This is a genomic window from Cellulomonas olei (assembly GCF_039548315.1).
Taxonomy (GTDB): domain Bacteria; phylum Actinomycetota; class Actinomycetes; order Actinomycetales; family Cellulomonadaceae; genus Cellulomonas.
In genome coordinates this window covers 35979-53701 of record NZ_JBCLVN010000033.1, presented here as the reverse complement: position 1 = coordinate 53701, position 17723 = coordinate 35979, and the positions used below count along the sequence as shown (strand labels likewise).

The window sequence follows — 17723 nt, the reverse complement described above, 5'->3', positions numbered from 1 at the left end:
GGCGAGGGCTCGGGCGGCGGACGGCGGCGCAGCCGCGGCGGACGCAGCCGCGGGCCCCGCGCCGGGGCGTAGCGGACCCCGGGGCCGTCCGCGCGAGCGGGGCCGCCGGGTGGCGGTTCCGGCCCGTGGCGGTCGGCGTCGTGGGTGACGCCGCCGCCCGGTGGCGGCGACGCCGCGGACGCGTCAGTCTCGTGCGGAGCACCCGGGAACACGGCACCTCGTGACCGTGTTCTGCAGCCGCGGGTGCGCAGCGGCCGACCCGGCAGCGCGGCCCGCGGGCGAGAGGAGGTCCCCATGACGGAGCAGAAGACCTACGAGGTCCAGAAGGACGAGGCGCAGTGGCGCGTCGAGCTCGACCCGGCGGAGTTCCAGGTGCTGCGGCTGGCCGGCACCGAGCGGCCGTGGACGGGTGCGCTGCTCGACGAGGAGCGCCAGGGCGTCTACCGGTGTCGTGCGTGCGGCAACGAGCTGTTCCGGTCGGACACCAAGTTCGACTCGCACTGCGGGTGGCCGAGCTTCTTCTCGCCGCTCGCGGGTGACCGCGTCGAGCTGATCGAGGACCGCAGCCTCGGGATGGTGCGCACCGAGGTGCGCTGCGCCCGCTGCGGGTCGCACCTGGGGCACGTCTTCGACGACGCGCCGCAGACCCCGACGGGCGACCGCTACTGCATGAACTCGGTCAGCCTGACGTTCGAGCCCACGGTCGGCTGACCGCCGTCCGGGGGAGTGCGCCGACCGACGCTTCAGGGCCTGCGCCCGCGTGCCGATACCGGTGACGTGGAGCAGGCCCTGATCGTCCGACGGTGGCGTCGCTACGGCGCCGACCGGTTGTACGTGACGGCCGACACCGGCGCCCCCCTGGGCAGCGTCGACCTCACCACCGGGCAGGTCGAGTCCGCCCGCTCGGCCGGGTCCGCCCTCGGCGGCGCCGGCCTGGACGGCGCCGGCCTGGAGGACGTGGGGCTCGAGGACGTGGTGCGCGGGGCCGCGCAGGCGTACCTGCGTGCCGACCTGCCGGAGCTCGTCGTGCCCGCCTCCGCGGTCCTGCCGTCGCCGCCCGCGCCCCCGGTGGCGCCGCGTCCCCACGGACGTCGCGCCGCGGGCGAGCCGTCCGCCGCGGCGGGCGCGGCGTCCCGCGGGGCGTCCGCGGGGTCCGTGCCGGCTGCCGCGTCCGACACCCCGGCGGGCGGCCGGCACCGCGCCGCCGACCTCGTGCGGCCGCACCCCGCCGGTGACGAGCAGACCGCCGGTGAGCCGCTCGCGGAGCGGCTGGACCGGCTCGTCCTCGCCGGGTGGCACGTGCTGCCGGCGGTCCCCGTGGGGCGCCAGGGCTCCGTGGTCCCGTACCTGCTGGTCGGGCCCGCCGGGGCGTTCGCCGTCGCGGAGCGCCCGGCCGGCGCGCCGGGGGGCGAGCAGCTCGTGCTGGACGGCCGGCACCTGTCGGCCGACGGGCACGGGGTCCCCGACCTGCGCGACATCCGGCTGACGGCGGCGCGCGCGGGCTCGCTGCTGCGCGCGGCCGTGGGGTCGCCCGTGGGCGTGCGCGGCGTGCTCGTGGTGCACGGACCGGTGACGGTGCGGAGCCCTGCGGCCGTCGACGCCCTCGTGGTCGGGCGGGACGAGGTGCCCGACGTGCTCGAGGACCTCCCGGTGCGCTGGACCCGGGGGCGCGTGGACGCGGTCGCGGCCGTCGCCCGGCGCCGCAGCACGTGGGCGCTCACCTGGGCGTGACGCCCCGACCGGCCCGTGGCGCCGGCGCGTCGACGGCGTGCCTCAGGGAGCCGGCGGCGTGCGCGGGGTCGTCGAGAGGTCCTCGTTGAGCCGGTGGAGCTGGTCGGCGAGCTGCCCGCGCTCGGTGGCGGTCCAGCCGTCCAGCACCTGGCCGAGGTAGCGGCGGCGCGCGACCCGTGCCGCGTCGACCCGGCGCGCGCCCTCCGGCGTGACGCGGATCAGCTGACCACGGGAGTCCTCGGGGTCCGGCCGGCGCTCGATCAGACCGAGCTGCTCGATCCTGCCGAGCTGGCGCGACATCGTGCCGCGGCCGACGCCGATGTGCTCCGCGAGCTCGCTCGCGCGCACGTCCGGCTCCCGCTCGATGCGGGCCAGCAGCGGGTAGGCGGACGGCTCGAGGTCCGGGTGCACCTCGCGCGCCAGCCGCTCCGCGGACGCCCGCGCGCGCCGCAGCAGCAGCCCGAGCTCGGCCTCGAGGCGCACGACGGGGTCGGTCGGGGTGTCCACCCCGCCATTGTGGCGGACGGGCGGGCGGGACGACGCGAGGCGCCCGGCCGGGTCGGCCGGGCGCCGTGCGGTGCCGTGCGGTGCGGTGCGGTGGTCAGGCGCGCGGGGCCGTCGCCGTCCCTGCGCCTGCCTGGACGGTGTCGCCCTGCGCGTCCTCCCGCTCGATCTCCTGCTCGGCCTCCGCCTGGCGGCCGACGGCCTGCTGCGCGCCGGGGGTGCCCGCCTCGGCGACCGCCGCCTCACCGGTCTGGTCCTGGTCGAGCAGCTGCTCGACGCCGGAGCGGCGCCCGAGCGGCACCTCCTTGAGGAACAGCACCGCGACCAGGGCCACCAGGCCCAGCGGCGCGGCGATGAGGAACAGGTCCGCGATGCCCTCGCCGTACGCGGACTCGACGACCGTGCGGACCGGGCCGGGCAGGGTCGACACGTCCGGCACCGCGCCGGTGCCACCGCCGAGCGCGCTCACGTCGATCCCGAGGGCAGCGAGCCCGTCGGTGATGAGCGTGACGACCCGGCTGCCGAGCACCGCACCGAGCGCCGAGACGCCGATCGCGCCGCCCAGGCTGCGGAAGAACGCGACGGTCGCGGTGCCGGAGCCGACCTCGGACACGTCGAGCGTGTTCTGCACGGCCAGCACCAGGTTCTGCATCAGCATGCCCAGCCCCGCGCCCATGACGAACATGTACAGCCCGACCAGCACGAAGCTCGTGTCGTAGCGGATCGTGCCCATGAGGGCGAGGCCGACGGTCAGCGTGATCGCGCCGGCGACCATGAAGCCCTTGTAGCGACCGTACTTGGTGATGAGCCGCCCGGTGATGGTCGAGGACGTGAACAGGCCGAGGATCATCGGGACGGTGAGCAGGCCGGACTCCGTCGGCGTCTTGCCGCGCGCGACCTGCATGTACTGGCTGAGGAACACCGAGGTGCCGAACATCGCCACGCCCACCGCGACGGACGCGATGACGGAGAGCACCAGCGTCCGGTTGCGGAACAGGTGCATCGGGATGATCGGGTCGGCGACCTTCGTCTCGACGACGCAGGCCACGGCCAGGACGGCGAGCGAGCCGAGCACCATGACGGCCGTCTGCCAGGACATCCAGTCGTAGCTGTTCCCGGCGAACGTGACCCACAGCAGCAGCGTGGCGATGCCCACGGAGATCAGCGCGGCGCCCCAGTAGTCGATGCGCACGACCTTGCGGGCGAGCTGCGGCAGGTGCAGCGTGCGCTGCAGCACGACGATCGCGGCGATCGCGAACGGCAGGCCGACGAAGAAGTTCCAGCGCCACGAGATCGCGTCGGTGATGACGCCGCCGAGCAGCGGGCCGCCGACCATGCCGACGCCCATGATGCCGCCCATCAGGCCCATGTACCGGCCGCGCTCGCGGGGGCTGAGGATGTCCGCCAGCAGCACGGTGGCCAGCGCCGTGAGGCCGCCGGCGCCGATGCCCTGCAGGGCGCGCATCCCGATGAGGGTGCCGACGTTCTGGGAGAACCCGGCGGCCGCGGAGGACAGCACCGAGATGGCGAGCGCGAGCTGGATCAGCAGCTTGCGGTTGACGAGGTCGGCGAGCTTGCCCCAGATCGGCGTGGTGATCGTCGTGGTCAGCAGGGTCGCGGTGACGACCCACGTGTACGAGGACTGCGAGCCGTGCAGGCTCGTGACGATCTTCGGCAGGCTGCTCGACACGACGCTCGTGGCCAGGATGGACACGAACATGCCGAGCAGGATGCCGGAGAGCGCCTCCATGACCTGCCGGTGGTTCATCGCGGGTGCGGACCCGGCGCTGCTCACGACGGGGGTCGGGCTCTCGGCCCGGGTGGTGCTGGTCATCGGTGCCTTCGCTTTCGCCAGTGGTGCGGTGCCCGGCGTCGTCGGCGGACGGTGTGCGTGGTGGTGCGGAGCGTCCGGGGGGGACGCGGGTTCGGGTGCCCGGCGCGGACGCCGGGGCCGGGATCAGGTGGCCGCGGCGACCGGCTCGACCGCGGGCGCGGTGTCGCCGGTGGTCGAGGGGAGCGGGCCCAGGCCGGCGATCGTGTCCGCGATGCGCTCGATCTGCGCGGTGGCGGACAGCAGGTCGTCGAGCGCCCAGTCGCTGAACACCGCCGCGGCGCGGGCGTCGAGCTCCCGCTTGGTGCGGGCCGTGAACTCCTGTCCGAGCGCCGTGAGCCGGACGGTGCGCACCCGGCGGTCGGTGCCCGGGGTGTCGGGGGTGCTGCGCTCGGCGTAGCCCGCGTCGACGAGCGTCGTGATCTGCCGGCTCGCCACCGAGATGTCGACGTGCAGGTGCTGCGCCACGTCGCCGGTGCCCATCTCGCCGCGCTTGTCGAGCAGCCACAGCAGGCTGAGCGCCGCGCGCGGGCAGTCGAGGTCGCGCGCCAGCTCCGTCGCCGTCTCGCGCTGGACGCGCTGGAGCCGGGCGACGGCGTCGATCAGCGCGCGGTACGCGGGCGTGGCGGGCACGGGGGCTCCTCAAGATCCTTGGTTGCAGCAGGCAACCTATCACAACGGTTGCGTCGGGCAACTTCTTCCCACAGGACGCACCCTCACTCACCCCGCCCCGCTCGCCGCCCCGCCCCGCTCCCACTCACCCCCGCCCCCACCTCCCCCTTCCCCGTCGGAGGCTCCGAACGTGCTCGGAGAGGCCGGCGCGCCATCGTGGTGGTCCGCGGGCACCTCCGATGGCGCGCGGGCACCTCCCTCGCCGTTGGGAGGCTCCGACGGCGATCGGAGCGCGCCTCGGAGGGGCCGACGGGGGAGGCGGGCGTGCGGCCCGGGCGGAGGTGGAGGCGGTGGGGGCGTCGCCGTCAGCGGCCGGCGGCGTACCCCTGCATCCCGCGCGGGTTCGCCGCCGCGTGCAGCAGCCCGTCCGGCCGCACGCCCGCGGCGCTGACCCGTCCCAGCGACCACGGTCCTGCGTCGTGCACGGCGTGGCCCCGGCGGGCGAGCGCCCCCAGCACGTCCGGGCCGAGCCGCGACTCCGCCTCGACCCCGCGCCGGACGCTCGTGCGGGGGTGGAACGACGAGGGCACGTGCGTGGAGTGCCACCCCGGGGCGTCGATCGCCGCCTGCAGGTCGAGCCCGCCCAGCAGGTGGTGCAGCAGGAACGGCAGCGTCCACTGGTCCTGCTGGTCGCCGCCGGGCGTCCCGAACGCGAACCCGCCGCCGTCCCGCAGCACCAGCCCGGGGCTCAGCGTCGTGCGCGGGCGGCGGCCGGGCGCGAGGGACGACGGCAGACCCGGCTCGAGCCAGAACATCTGCGCCCGCGTCGGCAGCCCGAACCCCAGGCCCGGCACGACCGGGCTGCTCTGCAACCAGCCGCCGGACGGCGTCGCGGACACCAGGTTGCCCCAGCGGTCCACGACATCGACGTGGCACGTGTCGCCGCGCGTCACGCCCGCCGGGCTCACGTCCGGTGCGGGTCCGACGTCCAGCGCGGGGCCCACGGCAGCCCCGCCGCCCGGCCCGGGCCCGCGGGTCGGCTCCCCGGTGCCCGCCGCCGCGCCACCGGTCGCGTCCTCGTAGCGTCCCGGCCACACCCCGGCGGCGGGCGTGCCGAACACGCGGGCCAGCCGCGGTTCCCGGCCCTGCGGCGACCCCGGACGCAGGCCGTCCGCCGCGTCGGCGCCGACCAGCCGGGCACGCTCCGCCGCGTAGCCGGCGGACAGCAGCGCGTCGAGCGGCACGTCACCCTCCGCCGGATCGCCGTACCAGGCCTCCCGGTCCGCGAACGCGAGCGTCGTGACCTCCAGGGCCGTGTGCACCAGGTCGGCGGAACCGAGGTCGGCGTCCTCGACGCCGAGCGCCTCGAGCATCCGCAGCTGCTGCAGCAGCACCGGGCCCTGGCCCCACGCGGCCGTCTTGTGCACCTCGACGCCCGCGAACGGCACGGCGACCGTCGGCTCCTCCGTGGCCCGCCAGCCCGCGAGGTCGTCGGCCGTCAGCAGCCCGGCGTGCGCCTCGCCGGACGAGTCCAGCACGGGCTCCCGCACGAACGCCGCCACCGCCTCGGCCACGAACCCCTCGTAGAACGCCCGCCGCGCCGCCTCGATCTGCGCGAGCCGGTCCGCGCCGGCGGCCTCCGCCTCCGCGAGCACCCGCGTGTACGTCGCGGCGAGGTCCGGGTTGCGGAACCGGGCCCCCGGCTCCGGCGGGCGCCCGCCCGGCAGGTACACCGCCGCGGACGTCGGCCAGTGCTCCGCGAACAGCCGCTCCACGGTCCCGATGGTCCGGACGGCCGCGGGCACCAGCGGGTAGCCGTCGCGGGCGTACCCGATCGCCGGGCCGAGCACGTCCGCCAGCGGCAGCGTCCCGTAGCGCGCCAGCAGGTCGAGCCACGCGCCGAACGCCCCCGGGACCACGGCGGCCAGGTGCCCCGTGCCCGGCACGACGTCGAGCCCCAGGTCCGTGTACGCCCCGATCGTCGCGGCCGCCGGGGCCGTGCCCTGCCCGCACACCACGAACGTGTGCCCGTCCGACGCCCGGTGCCCGATGATCGGCGCGTCGCCGCCGGGGCCGTTCAGGTGCGGCTCGACCACCTGCAGCGTGAAGCCCGCCGCCGCGGCCGCGTCGAACGCGTTGCCCCCGGCCTCCAGCACCGCCATCCCGACCGCGCTGGCCAGCCAGTGCGTCGAGGCCACCATGCCGTGCGTGCCGACGAGCTCCGGGCGGGTGGTGAACACGGGCGGCTCCTCGGCGATCGGTCGTACGCCCCGCCACCGTACGCCGCCCGATCCCCCCTCGACTCCGTCGGAGGCTCCGAACGGCGAGGGAGGTGTCCACGTGCCGTCGGAGGTGCCCGGGGACCACCACGACGGCGCGCGGACCTCTCCGTGACCCGTCGGAGCCTCCGACGGATCACTGAGGTGCGGACGGGCATCGGAGACCTGCACGCGCCGTCGGAGGTGTCCGGGGACCACCACGACGGCGCGCGGACCTCTCCGAGCACTGGCGGAGGCTCCGACGGGAGCGTGGATGTGCGGAGCGCGGGCCCGCGGACCCGGGCGCGGGTCAGCCGCCGAGGACGGTGGCGGACCAGGCGCCGGTGCGGTCCGCGACGCCCGGGGTCATCCGGACGCCGACGGCGTCGGGCACCGCCAGAGGCGCGGAGGTCTCGTCCGGGCCGCACGGGACGTCGGGGAACTCCACGCTGCGCTCCGAGCTCGCGCCGTCCTCGTCCGTCATGACGTGGACCGTGAAGTCGAGCGTGCCGTCGCCCAGGCACGCGAGGTGCACCCGCTCGACGCGCACCGGCTGGACGAAGCTCACCGTGACGCCGGCGTCGGCCGGCTGCTCAGCCGGGTCCTGGGGGCTGATGCCGCCGGATCCCGCGCCCAGGACGGCGTCCGGGTCGACGTCGGCCGGCGGGCCGTCGTGCGACGCCAGCCACGCCGAGACCTCCTCCTGGGTCGCGCCGGGCACGGGATCGTCGGTGCACGCGGTCAGGACGAGGCAGGCAGCGGCACCGGCCACGGCTGCGCAGACCCGGATCGGGCCGGAGGTGCGGGCGGGGGCGGTGCTGAGCGGCATCCACCGACCGTAGCGGCCGGAGACCGCCCGGCGGGGCCGTTCCGGAGGTCCGGTCGACCGCCGCGGGAACCGGGCCGGGTCAGTGCCCCGCGGAGGGTGCCGGCACGTCGCCGGTCTCCGGGGTCTCGCCGCGCCCGACGCGGGAGTGGCGGTACGAGTACGCCGCGTACACCACCATGCCGAGCGCCAGCCAGGCGGCGAACCGCAGCCACGTCAGCGTCGTCAGGTTCGTCATGAGCCAGAGGCACGCCACGCCGGAGACGATCGGCAGCACCGGCGACCACGGCACCCGGAACCCGCGCTGCAGGTCCGGGCGGGTGCGCCGCAGGATCGGGATGCCGAAGCTCACCAGCACGAACGCCGAGAGCGTGCCGATGTTGATCATCTCCTCCAGCAGCTCCACGCGGGACAGCCCGGCGATGGCGGCGACCACGATGCCGGTGCCGATCTGCAGCCGGACGGGCGTGCGGTAGCGGGGCGACGTCCGGGAGATGCCGCGGGGGAGCAGGCCGTCGCGGCTCATCGCGAAGACGATCCGGGTGAGGCCGAGCAGCAGCACCATGATCACCGAGGTCAGCCCGACGAGGATCCCGATGGAGATGACCTTGCCCGCCCAGTCGGCGCCGACCAGCACGAAGGCGGTCGTCAGCGAGGGGGAGTCGGAGGCGGCGAGGTCGGTGTACGGGACCATGCCGGTGACGACGATCGTGACCAGCACATACAGCACGGTGACGATCGCGAGGCCGCCGAGCACACCGCGCGGGACGGCTCGCTGCGGGTTCTTCGTCTCCTCGGCGGTGGTCGCGACGACGTCGAACCCGATGAACGCGAAGAACACGAGCGCGGCGCCGGACAGGATGCCGACGACGCCGTACGTCGAGGGCTCGAGGCCGGACAGGAACGCGAACAGCGACTGGTGCAGGCCGGAGCTCGACTCGGCGGGCTGCGACGGCGGCACGAACGGCGTGTAGTTGTCGGCGCGCACGTAGAAGAACCCGGCGACGATGACGAACAGCGTGATGCCGACCTTGATGATCGTGAACACGCTGTTGACCCGGGTGCTGAGCTTCGTCCCGACGGCGAGCAGCGTCGTGAACACGCCCACCACCAGCACCGGCCCCCACTCCAGGGACACCGGCCCGAGGTGCAGCGTCGTCGGCAGGTCCACGCCGAACAGCGCGAACGCGTCCGCCAGGTACACGCCCCAGAACTTCGCGATGACGGCCGCCGCGAGCAGCATCTCGAGGATGAGGTCCCAGCCGATGATCCACGCGACCAGCTCGCCGGCCGTCGCGTAGGAGAACGTGTAGGCGGACCCGGCCACCGGCAGCGTCGAGGCGAACTCGGCGTAGCACATGATCGCCATCGCGCAGACGACGGAGGCGATGAGGAACGAGACGATGACGCTCGGGCCGGCGTAGTTCGCGGCGGCGGTCGCGCCGACGGAGAAGATGCCCGCGCCGACGGCGACGGCCACGCCCAGGACGGCCAGGTCCCAGGCGGTGAGGTCGCGGCGGAGCGAGCGCTCCGGGTCGTCGACCCCGGCGAGCGAGTCCTCGACGGACTTGCGGCGCAGCACGCTGCGGTGGGTGGTGGACACCGGGGAGCTCCCTCGGTCGACGGCTCTGTGCCGCGCGAGCATGGCGGAGCCGACGCGCGGGCGCACGCGGAAGTCCGGCATGTGGGACCGGAGAGCGCGCGGTGTCAGAAACCGCCGGGGAACCCGAGCTGGCGCCACGCCTCGTACAGGGCGGTGGACGCCGCGTTGGTGAGGTTGAGAGAGCGGCGCCCGGGCAGCATCGGGATCCGCAGTCGGTCGGTGACGGCCGGGTGCTCGAGGGCCTCGGGCGGCAGCCCGGTCGGCTCCGGGCCGAACAGCAGGGCGTCTCCGTCCCGGAACGCCACGTCGGTGTACCGGGTGGTGGTGTGCGTGGTGAAGGCGAAGACGCGGCCCGGGGCGACGGCCGCCAGCGCCGCGTCGAGGTCCGGGTGCACCACCACGTGCGCGAGGTCGTGGTAGTCGAGCCCGGCCCGCTTCAGCCGCGGCTCGTCCATCACGAAGCCCAGCGGCTCCACCAGGTGGAGGGTCGCGCCCGTGGCGGCGGCCAGCCGGATGGCGTTGCCGGTGTTGCCGGGGATGCGGGGCTCGAAGAACACGACGTGCAGCACCGGCCGATCCTCTCACCGGCGGGCGCTAGCGTGAGGTGCGGGTCCGCGGACCCGCACGCCACCACGAGAGGACGCCGATGCCCACCCTGCCGCCGTACCGTGCCGCCGACAACCGGTACGAGAGCATCCCGTACCGGCGGACCGGCCGCAGCGGGCTCGACCTGCCCGCGCTGTCCCTCGGCCTGTGGCACAACTTCGGGGACGTCAACCCGCTCGAGACGCAGCGAGCGGTGCTGCGGCGTGCGTTCGACCTCGGCATCACGCACTTCGACCTCGCGAACAACTACGGGCCGCCGTACGGCTCCGCCGAGGCCAACTTCGGCCGGCACCTCGCGCAGGACCTGCGGCCGTACCGCGACGAGCTGGTCATCTCGTCGAAGGCCGGCTACGACATGTGGCCCGGGCCGTACGGCGACGGGGGCTCGCGCAAGTACCTGCTGGCGTCGCTCGACCAGTCGCTGCAGCGCACGGGGCTGGACTACGTCGACATCTTCTACTCCCACCGCCCGGACCCGTCCGTGCCGCTGGAGGAGACGATGGGCGCGCTGCACACCGCCGTGACCAGCGGGCGGGCGCTGTACGCCGGGATCTCCAACTACTCGCCGTCGCGCACCCGGGAGGCCGCGCGGATCCTCGCGGACCTGGGGACGCCGCTGCTCATCCACCAGCCGAGCTACTCGATGTTCAACCGGCACGTCGAGCGGGTCGCCGAGGGCGAGACCGAGACCCTGCTCGACGTGGTCGGGGACCTCGGTGTCGGCATGATCGTGTTCTCCCCGCTGCAGCAGGGGCTGCTCACCGGCCGCTACCTGTCCGGCGAGGTGCCCGCCGGGTCACGCGCCGCGACCAGCCGGTTCCTGTCGGCGGACTCGATCTCCGGCGCCTACCTCGAGCGGGCCCGGGCGCTCGACGAGATCGCCCGCGGGCGGGGCCAGTCGCTCGCGCAGCTCGCCCTCACGTGGGTGCTGCGTGACCCGCGCGTCACGTCCGCGCTGATCGGCGCGTCCTCGGTCGCCCAGCTCGAGGACAACGTGGCCGCGCTCACCGCGCCGCCGCTCACCGACGAGGAGATCGCCGCGATCGAGCCGCACGCCGTGGACGGGACGGCGCGCCGGTGACCGCCGGTGCCGGCCGGGTGCCGGTGGTGCTGCTGCACGGGCTCACCGACTCCTCCGCCTGCTGGCCGACGGTCCGGCACCGGTACGACCGGGACGGCCGCGTGGTCGTCGCGCTGGACGCGCGCGGGCACGGCGGCGTGCCGCTGCCCGACGAGCCGTTCACGATCGCGGCGCTCGCGCAGGACGCGGCCCGGGCGCTGCGCGCGCTCGGCACCGGCCCTGCGCTCGTCGTCGGGCACTCGATGGGGGGCGTCACCGCGGAGGAGCTCGCGCTGACCGCGCCCGAGCTCGTCGCCGCGCTCGTCCTCGAGGACCCGGCGTGGCACGACGGCGGGGTCATCGGGGCTGTCGACGACGCGGACGTGGTGGGGCTCGCCGGCGACGGCGCGGGCACGGCCGGCGCGTCGGGGGCCGCGGGCACGGCCGGCACGCGCGGGACCGCCGCCGACGGGTCGCGCGGCAAGCCGGCGTGGCTCGGCGCGTCGATCGCGGCGCTCGCGGGCCGCACGGTGGAGCAGGTCGCCGCGCGCGGTCGGATCGAGAACCCGACGTGGCCGCCGGAGGAGGTCCGCGGCTGGGCGGAGGCCAAGACGGGCCTCGACCCCCGCCTCGCGGACGTCCCGCACGACTGGGCCGCGCGCGAGTGGGTGGAGGCGCTCGCGGATGTGCGCGTGCCGGTCACGCTGCTCACGGCGGAGCCCGGCCGGGGCGTCGTCAGCCCGCGCCAGGCGGAGCGCGCCGCCGAGGTGCTCGGACGCGCGCCCGAGGGCCTGCTCACGCACGTGCCGGTCCCCGGTGCCGGTCACAGCATCCGCCGGGAGGCCCCGGAGGCCTACCTCGCCGCGCTCGACGCCGCCGTGGCGGCGGCGGACGCCCGGGCGGCGCGGGGCTGAGCGTTCCCCGGCCCGGCGGCCGCGGGTCGCCGGGCCGACCGCGGGGGACCATGGTGCCCGTGACCCCGCGCGTCGACCCGCCCGTCCCCGCCGTGACCGTCCGGCCCTCGAGCGGGGCGCCGGAGCACCCGCAGCTCGTGGCGATCTGGCGCGCGGCGGTCGACGCGACGCACGACTTCCTGTCCGCCGCCGACCGCGACGAGATCGAGGCCGCGCTGCCGACCGCGTACCTGCCGGCCGTCGTCCTGGCGGTCGCGGAGCGCGGCGGCCGGCCCGTGGGGTTCGCCGGCGTGCGCGACGGCAGGCTGGAGATGCTGTTCGTCGCTCCGGAGGCCCACGGCCTCGGGATCGGGTCGGCGCTGCTCGCCCACGCGGTCCGCGAGCACGGCGTGACCGAGGTGGACGTCAACGAGCAGAACGTCGGCGCCGCGGCCTTCTACGCCCGGCGCGGGTTCGAGGTGGTCGGCCGCAGCGCGACCGACGAGGCGGGCCGGCCCTACCCCCTGCTGCACCTGCGGCGACGCGGAGCCCGCTGACCCGCGAGGGGCTGCCCGGGTCGGGGGTGCCACGACCGTGACGCGGCCGCGGCCGCGTCACGGGCCTGGCGGCCCGTGGGCGGCGTGCGGGACGCCCGGTCCGCCGACGCGGACTGCCTAGTCCGCCGAGGCCGCGCCGCCCAGCGGCAGCACCTCGCCGTCGTCCGCGGGCGTCGCCTCGCCGTCCACCGGCTCGCGGGCCGGCGCGTCCTCGCCCCGCAGCGTCGCGAGCACGCCGGGCCCGTACCGCTCGAGCTTCGCGGCCCCGACGCCCGAGATGCCGCCGAGCGCGGTGAGGTCGCCCGGCGCGACGACGGCGATCTCGCGCAGCGTCGCGTCGTGGAACACCACGTACGCGGGGACGCCCTGCTCCTTCGCGGCGGCGGCGCGCCACGCCCGGAGCCGCTCGAACACGGCGGCCGGGCCGGCACCGAGCTCCGCCACGGGGGCGGCGGGTGCGCGACGGCTGCCGCCGGACCGTGCGGAGCGGCCGGCGGGCCGGGCGTCGTGGCGCAGGGGGACGGCGCGGTCGCCGCGCAGCACGGCGGCGCTCTCCTCCGTGAGGCGCAGGGTGCCGTACCCGTCGGCGTCCACCCCGAGCAGCCCCTGCGCGAGCAGCTGCCGCACCACGCCCCGCCACTGCGCGTCGCTCAGGTCCGTCCCGACGCCGAACGTGGACAGCGCGGTGTGCCCGAGCTGCTCGACCCGCGGCGTGCGCTTGCCGAGCAGGATGTCGACCAGGTGGCCCGCGCCGTAGTGCTGGTTGCGCTCGCGCTCCAGGCGGACGACGGTCGACAGCAGCTTCTGCGCGGGCACGGTGCCGTCCCAGGTCTGCGGCGGCGCGAGGCACGTGTCGCAGTTCCCGCACGGCTCGGTCTCCTGGCCGAAGTAGGCGAGGAGCTGCACCCGCCGGCACGTCACCGTCTCGCACAGCGCCAGCATCGCGTCGAGGTGCGCCGAAAGCCGGCGCCGGTGCTGGGCGTCGCCCTCGGAGGTGTCGATCATGCGCCTCTGCTGCACGACGTCCTGCAGGCCGTACGCGAGCCACGCGGTGGACGGGAGGCCGTCGCGGCCGGCGCGGCCGGTCTCCTGGTAGTAGCCCTCGACGGACTTCGGGAGGTCCAGGTGCGCCACGAACCGCACGTCCGGCTTGTCGATGCCCATCCCGAACGCGATGGTCGCCACCATCACGAGGCCGTCCTCGCGGAGGAACCGCGCCTGGTTGCGCGCCCGGACCTGGCGGTCGAGACCCGCGTGGTACGGCAGGGCCGTGACGCCCTGGGCGCTGAGCATCTCCGCGGTCTGCTCCACGGACGACCGCGACAGGCAGTACACGATCCCGGAGTCGCCGGCGTGCTCGGCCCGGATCAGGTCGAGCAGCTGCTGGCGCGGGCTGGCCTTGGGGACGATCCGGTACTGGATGTTGGGCCGGTCGAACGACGCGACGAACTGCCGTGCGCCCGTCAGGTCGAGCCGCTCGGCGATCTCCGTCCGGGTGGCGGCCGTCGCCGTCGCGGTGAGCGCCACCCGCGGGACGGCCGGCCAGCGCTCGTGCAGCACGGACAGCCCGAGGTAGTCGGGCCGGAAGTCGTGGCCCCACTGGGACACGCAGTGCGCCTCGTCGATGGCGAACAGGCTGATCGCGCACCGGTCCAGCAGCGCGAGCGTCTCGGGGACGCGCAGCCGCTCGGGGGCGAGGTAGAGCAGGTCGAGCTCCCCGTCGAGCAGCGCCCGCTCGACCGCGCGGCGCTGCGCCGGGTCCTGCGTGGAGTTGAGGAACCCGGCGCGCACACCGACGGCGGACAGCGCGTCCACCTGGTCCTGCATGAGGGCGATGAGCGGGGAGACGACGACGCCCGTGCCGGACCGCACCAGCGCGGGGACCTGGTAGCACAGCGACTTGCCGCCGCCGGTGGGCATGAGCACGAGCGCGTCGCCGCCGGCGACGACTGTGTCGATGATCTCCGCCTGCTCGCCGCGGAACGCGTCGTAGCCCCAGACCTGCTGCAGCACCTCGAGGGGCGTCCGGCCGGTGGTGCTGTCGTGCGCCGGGTGCGGTACCTCGTGCGGCTCGCCGGGGACACCGAGACGGTCCCCGGGCGCCGGGGCGCGTCCATCCGCCCGCACGTGCTCGCCCTCCCCGGCTCGCCGGTCACGCCCGACGGGCGGCTCGTACGGGGGCTCCTCGGCCGGGTCGTACGGCGGCTCGTCGGGGAGCGGCCACTCGTCGTCCCATGCCTGCGTCACGCCGTCCACCCTAGCCGCGGGCTCCGACGCGACCGGCGTCGTCCACAGGCCCGTCGCCGTAGGGTGGGCGCGTGCGGGAGGAGACGGCCGGCGCGGGCAGCGCGCCGCTGGAGAGCGTCGACCGGGCCCTGCGCACCCTGGACGCCGTCGCCGCCGCGGGCCCCGGGGGCTCGACCCTCGCCGACCTCTCCACGGCCCTGGGGGTGCACAAGACGACGGTGCACCGCTCGCTCGCCGCGCTCCGCCACCGGGACTACGTCGCGCAGGACCCCGCCAGCGGGCGGTACGCGCTCGGGCCGGCCGCGGTCCGGCTCGCCGACCGGTACTTCGCCGAGGACGACCTGCCCGCGCGCCTGCACGGCGCGCTGGTCGCCCTGTGCGCCGCGACCGAGGAGCTCGTGCACCTGGGCGTGCTGAGCGGTGTGCAGGTGGTCTACCTCGACAAGGTCGAGCCGGAGCGCGCGGTGCGGGTGTGGTCCGCCGTCGGCCGCCGCAACTGGGCGGTCACGACAGCGCTCGGGCGGGCGATGCTCGCGTTCCGGGACACGTCGCGGGCCACGCTCGACGGCTACGTCCGGGCGGTCGAGCCCGCCGGCCGCGTGGACGCCGGCCACGTCGCGGAGGAGCTGGACCGGGCCCGGGAGCGCGGCTACGCCGTCGAGCTGCAGGAGAACGAGCCCGGCATCGCGTGCCTCGCCGTGCCGCTCCTGCGCGGGACCCGGCCGGCGGCCGCACTCAGCATCACCGCGCCCGCCGAGCGCATGACCCCGCAGCGGATGACGGAGCTCCACGCGAGCATCCGCGAGGTCGTCCCCCCGCTGCTGCCGGCCGGCCTGGCGCTCCCCGCCCCGCACTGACCCCGCCCGGTCCGCTCGCCCCCTGGTCCCGCCCGGTCCGCGCGTCCCCTGATCCCGCCCGGTCCGCGCGCCCCGCCCGCGCGCCCCCTCCCCCCGCGCGCCCGGTCCGCGCGCCCGTGCCCGACGAGATCGCCGCTGGCGATGCTCCCGGCCCCCGCGTCGCCGCAGGCCCCCTCCTCGCGGCCTCCCGCGCGCCGGGCGTTGTCCGGGCGCGCGCCACGTGGCATCCTTTCGTTCCATGGAGCGCAACTACCGTTGCGCACAGCGAAACGAGGTCCGCGTGAACGACATCCTGTCCCAGCTCGCCGCGCACCGGATCGTGCCGGTCGTCGTGCTCGACGACGCGCGCGACGCGATCCCGCTCGCCGACGCGCTCGTCGGCGGTGGCCTGCCCGTCGCCGAGGTCACGTTCCGCACCGCCGCGGCCGCCGACGCGATCCGGGCGATGGCCGACCGGGGCGACGTGCTGGTCGGCGCGGGGACGGTCGTGACGGTGGCCCAGGTCGACCAGGCCGTCGCGGCCGGCGCGCGCTACCTCGTGTCGCCGGGGACGTCCCGGGCGGTCGTCGAGCGGGCGCAGGAGCACGGCGTCCCGGTGCTGCCGGGCGCCGTCACCGCGTCCGAGGTGCAGGCCGCGCTCGCGCTCGAGCTGGACACCGTGAAGTTCTTCCCGGCCGGGACGTCGGGGGGCAGCGCGGCGATCGCCGCCCTGGCGGCACCGTTCGGCGGCGTCCGGTTCGTGCCGACCGGCGGCGTGGGTCCCGGGAACCTGGACGAGTACCTCGCGCTGCCCTGCGTCGCGGCGGTGGGCGGCTCCTGGATGGTGCCCCGCGACCGCGTGCGGGGCGGCGACCTCGACGGCGTCCGGTCCCTCGTCGCGGACGCCGTCGCGCTCGCCACCCGGCTCCGCCCCTGAGGCGCCGGCGCCGACGGCTCGCCGCGCGGCCCGGCCGACGCCCCGGAGCCCTCGCCCCCCGTACCCCGACCCCCTGCACGTTCGCACGCCCCCGGAGGACCCGACCATGACCCTGCAGATCCGCCCCGCCGCCGACGTCCGCTACGACGCCGTCTCGCTCGGCGAGGTGATGCTGCGCCTCGACCCCGGCGAGGGCCGCATCCGCACGGCCCGGCAGTTCCGCGTGTGGGAGGGCGGCGGGGAGTACAACGTCACCCGCGGCCTGCGCCGTGCGTTCGGCCTGCGCGGCGCGGTCGTCACGGCGCTGGCCGACAACGAGGTCGGGCGCCTGGTGGAGGACTGCATCCTCCAGGGCGGTGTCGACACGTCGTTCATCCGGTGGGTGCCGTACGACGGCATCGGCCGCGACGTGCGCAACGGCCTGAACTTCACCGAGCGGGGCTTCGGCGTCCGCGGCGCGGTGGGGGTGAGCGACCGCGGCCGCACCGCCGCGAGCCTGCTCGCCCCGGGCGACGTCGACTGGGACCACCTGTTCGGCGAGCTCGGCGTCCGCTGGCTGCACACCGGCGGCATCTACGCGGCCCTGTCCGGGACCGCGGCCGAGACCGTGCTGGCTGCGGTGACGGCCGCCAAGCGGCACGGGACGGTCGTCTCGTACGACCTCAACTACCGGCCGAGCCTGTGGCGGGCGGTCGGCGGGCAGGCCCGCGCCCAGGAGGTGAACCGGGAGATCGCCCGGCACGTCGACGTGATGATCGGCAACGAGGAGGACTTCACCGCGGCGCTCGGGTTCGAGGTCGAGGGCGTCGACGAGAACATCTCCGCGATCGACGTCGGCTCGTTCGCGGCGATGATCGAGCGGGTGGCCGCCGAGTTCGGCAACTTCCAGGTCATCGCGACCACGCTGCGCACGGTCCGCACGGCGACGGTCAACGACTGGGGCGCGCTCGCGTGGTCGCCGGAGTCGGGCCTGGTGCAGGCCACGCACCGGCCGGGCCTGGAGATCCTCGACCGGGTGGGCGGCGGCGACTCGTTCGCGTCGGGGCTGATCTACGGCCTGCTGGCGGGCGAGCCGCTGCAGACCGCCGTCGAGTACGGCGCGGCGCACGGCGCGCTGGCCATGACGACCCCCGGCGACACGACGATGGCGTCGAAGGCGGAGGTGCTCAAGCTGGCCGCCGGCGGCGGGGCGCGCGTCGACCGCTGACGCCGCGGCGCGCAC

General features: G+C 76.1%; 16 protein-coding genes. 8 read left to right on the top strand and 8 right to left on the bottom strand.

Features of this window, described 5'->3' with window-relative positions; genetic code table 11:
- Positions 1-294: 294 nt before the first annotated feature.
- Together msrB and AAHH18_RS11455 are read left to right on the top strand one after the other, a co-directional pair.
- Positions 295-711, top strand: a complete 417-nt coding sequence (msrB, locus tag AAHH18_RS11460) for a peptide-methionine (R)-S-oxide reductase MsrB (protein ID WP_343301714.1) — start codon at positions 295-297, stop codon at positions 709-711.
- Positions 712-777: 66 nt separating this feature from the next.
- A complete protein-coding gene (locus AAHH18_RS11455; protein WP_343301713.1) occupies positions 778-1731 on the top strand; it encodes an NERD domain-containing protein in 954 nt (317 codons plus the stop codon).
- A gap of 42 nt (positions 1732-1773) precedes the next feature.
- On the opposite strand, the gene AAHH18_RS11450 is transcribed toward AAHH18_RS11455, so the two are convergent.
- The 7 genes from AAHH18_RS11450 to AAHH18_RS11420 all read right to left on the bottom strand — a co-directional run bounded on the left by AAHH18_RS11450 (position 1774) and on the right by AAHH18_RS11420 (position 9934).
- The gene (locus AAHH18_RS11450; RefSeq protein ID WP_343301712.1) at positions 1774-2238 is read right to left on the bottom strand and encodes a MarR family winged helix-turn-helix transcriptional regulator; all 465 of its coding nucleotides are present in this window, start codon (positions 2236-2238) and stop codon (positions 1774-1776) included.
- Positions 2239-2332: 94 nt separating this feature from the next.
- Positions 2333-4069: an MFS transporter gene (locus AAHH18_RS11445; protein ID WP_343301711.1), complete on the bottom strand. Its 1737-nt coding sequence runs from the start codon at positions 4067-4069 to the stop codon at positions 2333-2335.
- 123 nt (positions 4070-4192) lie between these two features.
- On the bottom strand, positions 4193-4699 hold the full coding sequence (locus AAHH18_RS11440; protein ID WP_343301710.1) for a MarR family winged helix-turn-helix transcriptional regulator: 507 nt from the start codon (positions 4697-4699) through the stop codon (positions 4193-4195).
- Between the two features lie 344 nt (positions 4700-5043).
- On the bottom strand, positions 5044-6879 hold the full coding sequence (locus AAHH18_RS11435; protein ID WP_343301719.1) for a gamma-glutamyltransferase family protein: 1836 nt from the start codon (positions 6877-6879) through the stop codon (positions 5044-5046).
- A gap of 367 nt (positions 6880-7246) precedes the next feature.
- Complete coding sequence (locus AAHH18_RS11430) at positions 7247-7765, bottom strand: hypothetical protein (RefSeq protein WP_283319429.1); 519 nt, start codon at positions 7763-7765, stop codon at positions 7247-7249.
- Positions 7766-7844: 79 nt separating this feature from the next.
- Entirely contained in the window at positions 7845-9365 is a 1521-nt protein-coding gene (locus AAHH18_RS11425) for an amino acid permease (RefSeq protein ID WP_343301709.1), read from the bottom strand.
- 104 nt (positions 9366-9469) lie between these two features.
- The gene (locus tag AAHH18_RS11420; protein ID WP_283319431.1) at positions 9470-9934 is read right to left on the bottom strand and encodes a tRNA (cytidine(34)-2'-O)-methyltransferase; all 465 of its coding nucleotides are present in this window, start codon (positions 9932-9934) and stop codon (positions 9470-9472) included.
- A gap of 77 nt (positions 9935-10011) precedes the next feature.
- Between AAHH18_RS11420 and mgrA the strand changes: the two genes are divergently transcribed.
- Genes mgrA through AAHH18_RS11405 form a run of 3 tightly spaced genes read left to right on the top strand, consistent with a single transcriptional unit; the run spans position 10012 to position 12481 of the window.
- Positions 10012-11052, top strand: coding sequence for an L-glyceraldehyde 3-phosphate reductase (gene mgrA / locus AAHH18_RS11415; protein WP_343301708.1), 1041 nt, complete (start codon positions 10012-10014; stop codon positions 11050-11052).
- Complete coding sequence (locus AAHH18_RS11410) at positions 11049-11945, top strand: alpha/beta fold hydrolase (RefSeq protein ID WP_343301707.1); 897 nt, start codon at positions 11049-11051, stop codon at positions 11943-11945. The genes mgrA and AAHH18_RS11410 overlap by 4 nt, the downstream gene beginning before the upstream one ends.
- Positions 11946-12004: 59 nt before the next feature.
- The gene (locus AAHH18_RS11405; RefSeq protein ID WP_343301706.1) at positions 12005-12481 is read left to right on the top strand and encodes an acetyltransferase; all 477 of its coding nucleotides are present in this window, start codon (positions 12005-12007) and stop codon (positions 12479-12481) included.
- 117 nt (positions 12482-12598) lie between these two features.
- Here the strand turns inward: AAHH18_RS11405 and recQ are convergent, their stop codons facing one another.
- Positions 12599-14737 (bottom strand): DNA helicase RecQ, encoded by a 2139-nt coding sequence (gene recQ / locus AAHH18_RS11400; RefSeq protein WP_459349124.1) that lies wholly within the window; start codon positions 14735-14737, stop codon positions 12599-12601.
- Between the two features lie 62 nt (positions 14738-14799).
- Here recQ and AAHH18_RS11395 point away from each other — a divergent pair, with 62 nt between their 5' ends.
- The 3 genes from AAHH18_RS11395 (at position 14800) to AAHH18_RS11385 (ending at position 17708) form a co-directional block, all read left to right on the top strand.
- Positions 14800-15585, top strand: coding sequence for an IclR family transcriptional regulator (locus tag AAHH18_RS11395; protein WP_343301705.1), 786 nt, complete (start codon positions 14800-14802; stop codon positions 15583-15585).
- Between the two features lie 280 nt (positions 15586-15865).
- A complete protein-coding gene (gene eda, locus AAHH18_RS11390; protein WP_343301704.1) occupies positions 15866-16501 on the top strand; it encodes a bifunctional 4-hydroxy-2-oxoglutarate aldolase/2-dehydro-3-deoxy-phosphogluconate aldolase in 636 nt (211 codons plus the stop codon).
- Between the two features lie 106 nt (positions 16502-16607).
- A complete protein-coding gene (locus AAHH18_RS11385) occupies positions 16608-17708 on the top strand; it encodes a sugar kinase (protein ID WP_343301703.1) in 1101 nt (366 codons plus the stop codon).
- Positions 17709-17723 lie beyond the last annotated feature (15 nt).